Genomic DNA, 11,162 nt, shown 5'->3' with positions numbered 1-11,162 from the left:
TTCGAAGGCGAACAGGGCGGGTTGGGTGTAGCCGGTCTGGTGCAGCTCGTCGGTGTCGATGACCTCGCGCAGTGGCCGGTCGAGGTGCTTGTCCAGGGCGGCGCAGGTGTCGTCGAACGCGGCGGCGAAGACGGGGTACGCGGCGGCGAGTTCGGCGCCCATGCCCAACCGCTGCGCCCCCTGCCCCGTGAACAGGAAGGCCAACCTGCCGGCTCCGGGGGTGCCGGTGACCAGGTTGGCGGCCTCCCGGCCGGCGGCCAGCGCGGCGAGGCCGTCGAGGAGTTCCCGCCGGTCGGTCCCGACGACGGCCGCCCGCTGCGTGAACCGGACCCGGGCGGCGAGGGAGCGGGCGACGTCGGCGTCCGGCAGTTCGGGCCGGGTCGCGAGGTGGTCGTGCAGGCGACGGGCCTGCTCCCGCAGGGCCTGCTCCGAGCGGGCGGACAGCAGCCACGGCAGCGCCGGCGGCGGCGTGCCGGCGTCGGCGCCCTCCGGTTCGGCGGGCGGCTCCTCGATGATCACGTGCGCGTTCGTGCCGCTGACGCCGAACGAGGAGACCCCCGCGCGGCGCGGGTGGCCGTTCGGCTGCCACTCGGCGGGCTCGGTCAGCAGCGCGACGGAGCCCGCCGACCAGTCGACCTTCGGGGACGGCTCGTCGACGTGCAGCGTGCGGGGCAGCAGTCCGTTGCGCAGGGCGAGGATCATCTTGATGACGCCGCCGACGCCGGCGGCGGCCTGCGCGTGGCCGATGTTGGACTTGAGGGAGCCGAGCCAGAGGGGGCGTTCGCGGTCCTGGCCGTAGGTGGCGAGGATGGCCTGGGCCTCGATGGGGTCGCCGAGGGTGGTGCCGGTGCCGTGTGCCTCGACGGCGTCGACCTGGTCGGGGGTGAGGCCGGCGTTGGCGAGTGCGGCGCGGATGACGCGCTGCTGGGAGGGGCCGTTGGGGGCGGTGAGGCCGTTGGAGGCGCCGTCCTGGTTGACGGCGGAGCCGCGTACCACCGCGAGCACGCGGTGGCCGTTGCGCCGCGCGTCGGAGAGCCGCTCGACCACGAGTACGCCGACGCCCTCCGCCCAGCCGGTGCCGTCGGCCGCGGCGGCGAACGACTTGCACCGGCCGTCGCGGGCGAGGCCCCGCTGCTTGGAGAACTCGACGTACAGGCTCGGCGTGGACATGACGGTCACGCCGCCGGTGAGCGCGAGGGAGCACTCGCCGGAGCGCAGCGCCTGCACGGCGAGGTGCAGGGCGACCAGCGACGACGAGCAGGCGGTGTCGACGGTGACCGCCGGCCCTTCCAGCCCGAACGTGTACGCCACCCGGCCCGAGGCGACGCTGCCGGCGGTGCCGGTGCCCCAGAACCCTTCGACCTCGTCGGGTACGGCGCCCGACCGGGCGGCGTAGTCGTGCGTCATGAGGCCGGCGAAGACACCGGTGGGTGAGCCGCGCAGCGTGTCCGGTCGCAGGCCGGCGTTCTCCAGCGCCGCCGAGCAGGTCTCCAGGAACACCCGCTGCTGCGGGTCCATCGCCAGCGCCTCGCGGGGGCTGATGCCGAAGAACTCCGCGTCGAACCCGGCCGCGTCGAGCAGGAATCCGCCCCGGTCGACGTAGCTGGTGCCGGGGGTGTCCGGGTCGGGGTCGAACAGGGTGTCCAGCTGCCAGCCACGGTCGGTCGGGAAGCCGGTGATGCCCTCGCGGCCCTCGACCAGCATCCGCCACAGCTCGTCCGGCGAGGTGACGCCGCCGGGGTAGCGGCAGGCCATGCCGACGATCGCGATGGGCTCGTCGGTGGGACGGGCGGCGACCGCCGCCACGGCGGGCTGCGGCTCGTCCTCGCGGCCGCCCAGCTCGCCGCGCAGGAACTCGACGAGGACCTCCGGGGTGGGGTAGTCGAAGGTCAACGTCGCGGGCAGGCGCAGCCCCGTCGCGGTGTTGAGCCGGTTGCGCAACTCGACGGCCATCAGCGAGTCGAAGCCGAGCTGACGGAACGGTTCGGCCACGGAGACCGAGTCCACGTCCGGCTGGGCGAGGACGGTGGCGACCTGCGTACGCACGATGTCGAGCAGCAGCCCGCGCTGCTCCTGTTCGCTGCGCCCGGCCAGCTCGCGGGCCAGGGCGGTGGCGCCCGGCCGGGTCGCGGCCTGCCGACGGCGCGGCACCCTGGCCAGGCCGTGCAGCGGCGGCGCGGCGTTCGTCGCGGCGCGTACCGCGGCGACGTCGATCGTGATGGGCACCAGGTGCGCCTCGTCCGAGCGGCACGCGGCGTCGAACAGCGCGAGTCCTTCCTCGACGCTGTGCGGCAGGATCCCGCCGCGCGCGATGCGGGCCAGGTCGGTCTCGCCGAGCTGGCTGGTCATGGCGCTGGCCTGCGCCCACAGGCCCCAGGACAGCGAGGTCGCCGGGCGGCCCTCGGCCCGCCGCTGCGCGGCCAGGCCGTCGAGGAACGCATTCGCCGCCGCGTAGTTCGCCTGCCCGGCGGTGCCGATGACGCTGGCGACGGAGGAGTAGAGCACGAACAGCTCCACGTCGCCGGCCAGCTCGTGCAGGTTGAGTGCGGCGTCGACCTTGGGCCGCAGGACGGCGTCCAGGCGTTCGGGCGTGAGCGACTCCAGGATGCCGTCGTCGAGCACGCCCGCGGTGTGGACCACCCCCGCCAGCGGCCGGGCGAGCCCGGCGAGCAGGGTGGCCAGCGCCTCGCGGTCGGCGGTGTCGCACGCGACGACGTCGACCGTGGTGGCGCCGAGGGCGGCCAGTTCCTCGGTCAGCTCGGCGGCGCCGGGCGCGTCCGCGCCGCGCCGTGAGACGAGGAGCAGGTGTTCCGCGCCGTGCCGGGTGACCAGGTGGCGGGCGAGCGCGGCGCCGAGCGTACCGGTGCCACCGGTGATCAGGACCGTGCCGGCCGGGTCGAAGAGCCCGCCCTCGGGGGCGGCGGAGGCGTGCCGCGCGAGCCGCGGCACGGTCAGCGCCCCGTCGCGGACGGCGAGCTGCGGCTCCCCGGTGGCGATCGCGGCGGCGAGGGCGCGCTCCGACCTGTCGGTGCCGTCGGTCTCGACGAGGACGAAGCGGTCCGGGTGCTCGGTCTGGGCGGAGCGGACGAGACCCCAGGCGGAGGCCCCCGCGAGATCCCCGCTGCGGGTGACCACGGCCAGCCGCCCGGTGCCGGCCGCCGTCTCCTGGACCCTCGCCAGGGTGAGGTGCAGGGACCGCCGTACGGCGTCGGCGGTGTCGCCTGCCTCGACGCGGAACACCTCGACGTCGGGCGTGCCGGTGCCCGTCGGGGCGGTAACCGGCACCCATTCCGTGTGGTAGAGGGCCGCGCTGGGGCCGCTCGCGCCGGTCAGTCCGCTCGTCGTGACGGGGCGCACCGCGACCGCGTCGGCGCTCAGCACCGGGTTGCCCTCGTCGTCGGTGGTGCTCACCCGCAGGGTGTTCTCGCCGACCGGGGTCAGCCGGACCCGCACCGCCGAGGCCCCCCGGCGGTGCACCCGCACCCCGCGCCAGGAGAACGGCAGCCATGCCCGGCCCCCCGGGTCCCCGCCGCCGTCGACGTGCAGCACGAGCGGGTGCATGGCGGCGTCGAGCAGCGCCGGGTGCACGCCGTAGCGCACGGCGGCCGGCTCGTCCTCGGCGCGCAGGGTGGCCCGGGCGAACAGTTCGTCGCCGCGCCGCCACACCTCCTGCACGCCCTGGAAGGCGGGGCCGTAGCAGAAGCCACGCGCCAGCAGCCAGCCGTAGAAGTCGCCGATGTCGACGGGCTCCGCGCCGGGCGGCGGCCACTCCTCCACGGCCGGGGCCGGCGTCGGCGCGTCGGCCAGCATGCCCGACGCGTGGCTCGTCCACTCCGCGCCCGGCGTGTGCCCGGCCGGCTGGGAGTACACGCCGAACTCGCGGCGGCCCTGCTCGTCGGGTCGGCCGACCCACACCTGGATGTTGACCCGCTGCTGCTCGGTCAGCGTCAGCGGGGCCTGGAGGGTGAGTTCCTCGATCGTGCCGCTGCCGGTGTGCTCGGCGGCGTGCGCGGCCAGCTCCAGGAACGCCGTACCGGGCAGCAGGACGGTGTCCAGGACGGCGTGGTCGGTGAGCCAGGGCTGCTCGCGCAGGGAGAGCCGTCCCGTGAGCACGAGCCGGTCGGTGTCGACGACGCCCAGCACCGCGCCGAGCAGCGGGTGGCGCGCCGCGGTGAGGCCCGCCGCGGCCACGTCGCCGCCGCCCGAGGGCCGCAGCCAGTACGACCTCCGCTGGAACGGGTACGTCGGCAGCTCGACGGTCCGGGCGCCGGTGAAGTAACGGTCGGCGTCGGGGGCGGTGCCGGTGGTGAAGAGGTGGCCGACAGCCCGGGCGAGGGTGTGGGTCTCGGGGTGTCCCCGGCGCATGGTGGCGATGCCGGTGGCGTCGCCGGTGGTGGTGGCCAGGACGGTGTCGGGGCCGATCTCCAGGAAGGTGTCGACGTGGTGCTCGGTGGTGAGCCGCTGGACGGCGTCGCGGAAGCGGACGGCCCGGCGGACCTGGTCGACCCAGTGCTCGGGGGTGGAGCGCAGGGGTCGTCCGTCGACGGTGGAGATCAGGCCGATGCGGGGTTCGTGGTGGGTGATGGACTCGGCGACGGCGCGGTAGGCGTCGAGCATCGGGTCCATCAGGTGGGAGTGCGCGCCCAGCGGGATCGGCAGCCGCTTGGTCTTGTGGCCGAGCGCGGCGAGCTGCTCGGCGGCGGCGAGCGTCGCGGCCTCGTCGCCGGAGATGACCAGGTCGGTGGGGGTGTTGATGGCGGCGATGCCGACCTGGTCGCTCAGGTAGCCGGTGACCTGCTCCTCGGTGGCCTGCACGGCGACCATCGCGCCGCCCAGGGGCAGGGCCGCCATCAAGGTGGCGCGCGCGGCGACGAGCTTCGCGGCGTCGGCGAGCGACCAGACCCCGGCGACGTACGCGGCGGAGAGCTCGCCGAGGGAGTGCCCGGCCACGAAGCCGGGGCGGATGCCCCACGACTCGACGAGCCGGTGGAGGGCGACCTCGAAGGCGAACAGGGCGGGCTGCGTGTACGCGAACCGGTGCAGGTCGTCGCTGCGGATGATCTCGCGTACCGGCCGGTCCAGGTGGCGGTCCAGCTCGGCGCAGGCCTCGTCGAACGCGCTCGCGAAGACGGGGTACGCGGCGGCGAGTTCGGTGCCCATCCCGAGGTACTGGGCGCCCGTCCCGGTGAACAGGAACGCCAGTCCGCCGGAGCCGGCGGTGCCGGTCAGCACGTCGGGCGCACTCCCGCCGGCGGCGAGGGCGGCGAGGCCGTCCAGCATGTCCTGCCGGGTGGCGCCGGTGACGGCGGCCCGGTGGCCGAAGGCGACCCGGGTGGTGGCGAGGGAACGGCCGACGTCGGCGACCGCCAGGTCGGGGCGGGCGGTCAGGTGCTCGTGCAGGCGGTGGGCCTGCTCCCGCAGCGCCTGCTCGGAGCGCGCCGACAGCAGCCACGGCACCACCGACGGCGCGGCGTCCGGGGCGGCGGCGGTGTCGGTGGTGGCGGTGGCGTCCGGGGCGGTGGCGTCCGGGGTGGCGGCCGCCTCCGGACCGGCGGCGGGCGGCTCCTCGATGATCACGTGCGCGTTCGTGCCGCTCATGCCGAAGGACGAGACGGCGGCGCGGCGCGGACGGTCGCCGGCGGGCCACGCGACCGGCTCGGTCAGCAGCGAGACCGACCCGGCCGACCAGTCCACCTTGCGGCTTGGCGCCGAGACGTGCAGCGTGCGCGGCAGCAGTCCGTTGCGCAGGGCGAGGATCATCTTGATGACGCCGCCGACGCCGGCGGCGGCCTGCGTGTGCCCGATGTTGGACTTGAGGGAGCCGAGCCAGAGGGGGCGTTCGCGGTCCTGGCCGTAGGTGGCGAGGATGGCCTGGGCCTCGATGGGGTCGCCGAGGGTGGTGCCGGTGCCGTGTGCCTCGACGGCGTCGACCTGGTCGGGGGTGAGGCCGGCGTTGGCGAGTGCGGCGCGGATGACGCGCTGCTGGGAGGGGCCGTTGGGGGCGGTGAGGCCGTTGGAGGCGCCGTCCTGGTTGACGGCGGAGCCGCGTACCACCGCGAGCACGCGGTGGCCGTTGCGCCGCGCGTCGGAGAGCCGCTCGACGACCAGTACGCCGGCGCCCTCGCCCCAGCCGGTGCCGTCGGCGTCGTCGGAGAACGCCTTGCACCGCCCGTCGGGGGAGAGGCCGTTCTGCCGGGAGAACTCGGTGAAGGTGTCCGTGCCGGACATCACCGTCACCCCGCCCGCCAGAGCCATCGCGCACTCGCCGGAGCGCAGCGCCCGGACGGCCAGGTGCAGGGCGACCAGCGACGCCGAGCAGGCGGTGTCGACGGTCATCGCCTGGCCCTCCAGGCCCAGGGCGTACGCGATCCGGCCGGACGCCACACTGCCGTGGGTGCCGGTGATGAGGAAGCCGTCGACCCCGTCCTCCTCGCTGTGCCCGGCCCGGCCGTAGTCCTGCACGTGCAGGCCCGTGAAGACGGCGGTGTCGCTGCCGCGCAGCGAGGTCGGCGGGATGCCGGCGTGCTCCAGCGCCTCCCACGCGGTCTCCATCAGCACCCGCTGCTGCGGGTCCATCGCCAGCGCCTCGCGGGGGCTGATGCCGAAGAACTCCGCGTCGAACTCGTCGGCGTCGTACAGGAAGCCGCCGGCGGTCGCGCTGCACGTGCCCGGCCCGTCGCCCGCGAAGAGCGCCGCCAGGTCCCAGCCGCGGTTGGTGGGGAATTCGCCGATGGCGTCCACGCCGCCCTCGACGATCCGCCAGAGGTCGTCGGGGGAGGTGACGCCGCCGGGAAAGCGGCAGGCCATGCCGACGATCGCGATGGGTTCGTCGTCGTCGTGGGCCTCGGCGACGGTCGCCTCCGGCTCGGCCGCGCCGAGGCCCAGGGCGTCCAGCAGGTGGCCGGCGACGATGTCGGGGGTCGGGTAGTCGAAGACCAGGCTCGCCGGCAGGTTCAGGCCGGTCGCGGCGCAGAGCCGGCCCCGCAGCTGTACGGCGGTGAGGGAGTCGAAGCCGAGCTGGCGGAACGGCGTCTCGCCCTCGATCGTCGCGGGTGCCTGGTCGCGCAGGACCTCGCGCGTGGCGGCCCGTACGACGTCGCGCAGCAGGCCGAGGCGGTCGGGCTCCGGCACGCCCAGCAGCCGCTCGGTGAGGGCGGCCCGGGTGCCCTCGGGGTCGACCTCGGCGGGCGCCACGGGACGCGCGGCGACCACGCAGGGCTCGCCCGCGGTCAGCGCGGCGTCGAGCAGGGCGGTGCGTCGCGCCACCGGCAGTTCGGCGAAGCCGGGAGCGGCCCAGGCCACGGAGACGCCGGGCAGGTCGCGGGCGCGGCGGTGCCGCACCAGCGCGTCGGCGACGGCGGTGGCGGCGGCGTCCTGCCCGCCGGTGAGCAGCACGAGCGCGGTGGCGGAGTGCGCGGGCGTCGCCTCGTGCAGCGCCAGCAGTTCCTCGGTCGTGAGGTCCACCGCCACGACGGCGGTGAGCGGTCGGTCGCCGAGCACGGCCGCCAGCGCATCCCGGTCGAACGGCACGCCCGGGTGCACGGACGCCCCGGCGCCGTACGCCGCCAGTTCGGCCGCCGCGTCGGCGGGAACGTCGTCGGGTCCCACCAGGACCAGGTCGCGGACCTCGTGGGCCGCCACGAGGTGGCGGGCGAGCGCCGCGTCGTACGAGCGGGCGACGAGCGCGACCGTGCCCCACTGCGGTGCGCCGCCGGCCCGGGTGGGGACGGCCGCGTACCGCGGCAGGAGCAGTTCGCCCGCGCGTACGGCGAGCACGTCCTCGCCGGAGGCCACGGCGGCGCGCAGCACGTCCGTGGTGACCTCGTCGGCGTCCACCAGCACGAGCCGGTCGGGGTGGCGCAGCTGGTGGGCCCGCGCCACCGCCCACGCGACGGCCCGCCGGGGATCCGTGGCGTCGTCGCCGTGGACGGCGCCACGGGTCAGCACGACCAGCCGGGAATCCGCCGGCCGGTCCTCGTCGAGCACCCGGGTCAGCAGCTCGGCCAGCGCGGCGGGGTCGGCGTAGGTGTCGACGGCGGGTCCGTCGCCGGCGAGGCCGGCGGTGAGTTCGGGCGGGCCCGCCACCGACCAGGTCGGCCGGGTCGCGGTGGCGTCCGTGCCGTCCTGCTCCGGGTGATCGGCGGTCGGCGCCGGCTCCCAGTGGAGCGCGTGCAGCGCGTCGTGCCGCGGCGCGGCCACGCGGAGCAGGCGGCCGGGCAGCCCGGGCAGCCGGTGGCGCGCGGGGCTGTCCATGGCGGTGCGCGGGATCTCGCGCACCAGGTACGTCTCGACCGGTACGGCCGCGGCGGACAGTTCCGCGCGGCACGTCGTCAGCAGGCGGTCGGCGTCCACTTCGGACCCGACCACGTACGCGACGGGCCCGTCCGAGGAGGGCCGGGTCGCCGCGTCGCGCACCCCGGGCACGGTCCGCAGCACGGTGTCGATGCGGTCCAGCCGGACCCGCTCGCCGCCGACCTCGGTCACGTCGGTCAGCCGGCCGGTGATCGCGAGGTGCCCGGAGTCGTCGCGGCGGGCCAGGTCGCCCGTGCGGTACCAGCCCCCGCGCAGCGCCTCGGCCGTCTCGGCGGCGCGGTCGTGGTAGCCGCCGGCCATCACGTTCGGGCCGCTGACCCAGACCTCACCCTCCTGGCCAGGGCCCAGGTCGGCGCCCGATGCGGGATCGACCACCCGCAGGCTCGCCCCCGGCAGGGGCAGGCAGCGCCGTTCGGCGTCGCCGTCCGGCCAGCTCACCGCGACCAGGCCGGAGGTCTCGGTGGTCACGTAGCCGGTGAGCAGCGGCGCGCCGAACGCCGCCTCGAAGGGCTGGCGCAGCGTCGTGTCCACCGGGCCGAGGGCCAGCGCGATCCGTACGCCCTCCGGGGCCGGGCCCGGCGCGTCCAGCAGGGCCCGGTGCGTCGGGCCGGTGCCCACCAGCACGGTGCTGCCCTGCGCGGCGAGCGCGGACCGCAGCTCGTCGGGGGAGAGGCCGCCCGCAAGCCGTACCGACGCCCCCGCCGCGGTGGCGGCGAGCAGCTGCCCGAACCAGGCGTGCACGGGCGGCATCCACAGCACCCGGTCGTCCGCGGTGCAGCCGAGTCCGGCCACGTACGCCGCCGCGGCGGCGGGCCACAGCGCGTTGCGCTGGGTGGACAGCACACCCTTGCGGGGGCCGGTCGTCCCCGCGGTGTAGGTGAGGAACGCCAAATCGTCGAGGCCGGCGTCGTCCTGGGGCGGCGACGACGGGTCGGTCGTCGCCAGCTCCTCGAACGAGTGCGCCTCGCCGTCGTACCCTCCGTCGACGACGAGGACCGACACGGCCACCCGCGCCGCGTTGGCCGCGTCGGTGATCACCGCGTCGGCGCCCGCGTCCTCGACCAGCCGGGCCAGCTCGGCGTCGTCCAGGGCCGGGTCCATCGGCACGGCGATGCCGCCGGCCCGGACGACCGCGAGGACGCCCTCCACCGCCGCGACGCCGTCGAGCAGGACGACGACGCGGTCCGCCGGCCACACGCCGAGATCGGCGAGGTGGCCGGCGAGCCGCGCTGTCCGTTCCGCCAGCTCCGCGTGGGTCACGCTCCGCCGAGAGTCGGCGTACGCGATCCGGGTGCCGGACCGTTCGGCGTTGGTCCGGAGCAGTTCGGGCAGGGGGCGGAGCAGATCGGTACGCGGCATGGTTCAACAACCTCTTGTCGGACAGGAGTTGCGATGCGGGCCGGGAAGGGGAGCGCTCAGACCGTGACCGGGAGGGAGATCAGTGCGGGCACCAGCGGCGTACGCCGGACCTTCAGCGACTCCCGGGGTGCGGCGAGCTTGATGTTCGGGAAGCGGGTGAACAGCTGACGCAGCGCGATGGTCGTCTCCATCCGGGCCAGCTCCGAACCGGAGCAGAAGTGGGGGCCGCCGCCGAACGCCACGTGCCCCTTGTCCTCGCGGTCGATGTCGAGCACCTGCGGATCGGGGAACCGCTTCGGGTCGTTGCCCGCCGCGGTCAGGTGCAGCAGCACCGTCTCGCCCTTGGCGATCTTCGTGCCGTCGATCTCCAGGTCCTCGGTGGCGAAGCGGCGGAAGCCGTGGTGCACGGAGCCGTGCTTGCGCAGCAGCTCCTCGACGGCCACGTCGAACAGGTCCGGGTCCTTGCGGAGCCGCTCCAGCGTCTCCGGGCTGTCCAGCAGCGCCAGCGCGCCCCGGCCGATCATGCCCGCGGTGGTGTCGTACCCGCCCAGCATCGTCAGCAGGGCCAGGGCCATCACCTGGTAGACGTTGAGTTCGGGCTCGCCGTCGGCGTTCTTGGCGTGGATCCAGTACGAGAAGAGGTCCTCGCCGGGCTCCTTCGTCTTCTCCTCGCGGACCATGTTCATGAAGTGCGACATCTTCGTGCGGACCATCGCGTTGGTCTCGTTGTCGCCGCTGAACACCAGGTCCGCCCAGTGCTTCAGGTCCTTGCGGTACTCCTCGCGGATGCCGAGCACGTCGCAGACGATCGTGATCGGCAGGATGGCCGCGTAGTCCTCGACCAGGTCGCCGCCGCCCGCCGCCTCGATCGCATCCAGCCGGGCCTCGACCAGCTGGTGCACGCGGGGGCGGAAGGTCTCCAGGTTGCGGGGGAGGAAGGTGAAGTTGATCATCTTCTTGAGCCGCGTGTGCTCCGGCGGGTCGAGGGTGACGATCGTCCCGGTCGCCTCGCCCTCCGGGAAGCGCCTGCTGGTGAAGTCGCCGTTGCTGTACTCGCGGGGCCGCGCGAGGCGCCTGTCGCGCAGCGCGGAGTAGACCTCGGCGTGTCCGGTCACCAGCCACACGGGGCCGTGGTCGTCGAGACAGGTCCGGTGGACGGCGCCCTTCTCGTGCAGTGACGCGTAGAGTTCGTACGCCGCGTACGGGCTCGCGAAGTAGTCGTCGTCCATCAGCATCTGATGCCCGTGCGCCGGGCACTTGTTCACCATGTCGTCCTCGCTGTGGTCGCTGAGCAGGAATCGCCGTCGGCCTCTGGTGCGCCAGGCGTCACGGACCGCGCGCGCCCCTGATGTTGCCCGTAACTGGTCCACGCTCGGGTAATCGTGGAAGCGATCGTGGCTGGTGTGGTGGTGGGTCAGTGGGTCAGTGCGGGGATTTGGATTTTGGCGTCGTGTTCGAGGATGCGTTGTTGGAGTTCTTGGAGGCTGCGG

At 75.0% G+C, this 11,162-nt stretch carries 2 protein-coding genes; both read right to left on the bottom strand.

Annotation, left to right across the window (positions count from 1 at the left end):
* The coding region (locus AB0883_RS30595) for an SDR family NAD(P)-dependent oxidoreductase (protein WP_366644743.1) at nucleotides 1–9,672 on the bottom strand (9,672 nt) is incomplete at its 3' end.
* Nucleotides 9,673–9,728: 56 nt separating this feature from the next.
* Complete coding sequence (locus AB0883_RS30590) at nucleotides 9,729–10,940, bottom strand: cytochrome P450 (RefSeq protein ID WP_366644742.1); 1,212 nt, start codon at nucleotides 10,938–10,940, stop codon at nucleotides 9,729–9,731.
* Nucleotides 10,941–11,162: the final 222 nt, after the last annotated feature.

This window comes from Micromonospora sp. NPDC047812, from assembly GCF_040704175.1.
Taxonomy (GTDB): Bacteria; Actinomycetota; Actinomycetes; order Mycobacteriales; family Micromonosporaceae; genus Micromonospora.
This window is presented reverse-complemented; position numbering and strand designations above follow the sequence as displayed.

What these genes read in the sequence shown, in the direction of transcription:
- AB0883_RS30590 (WP_366644742.1), bottom strand. Translation starts at nt 10,940, where the DNA reads ATGGTGAACAAGTGCCCGGCGCACGGGCATCAGATGCTGATGGACGAC.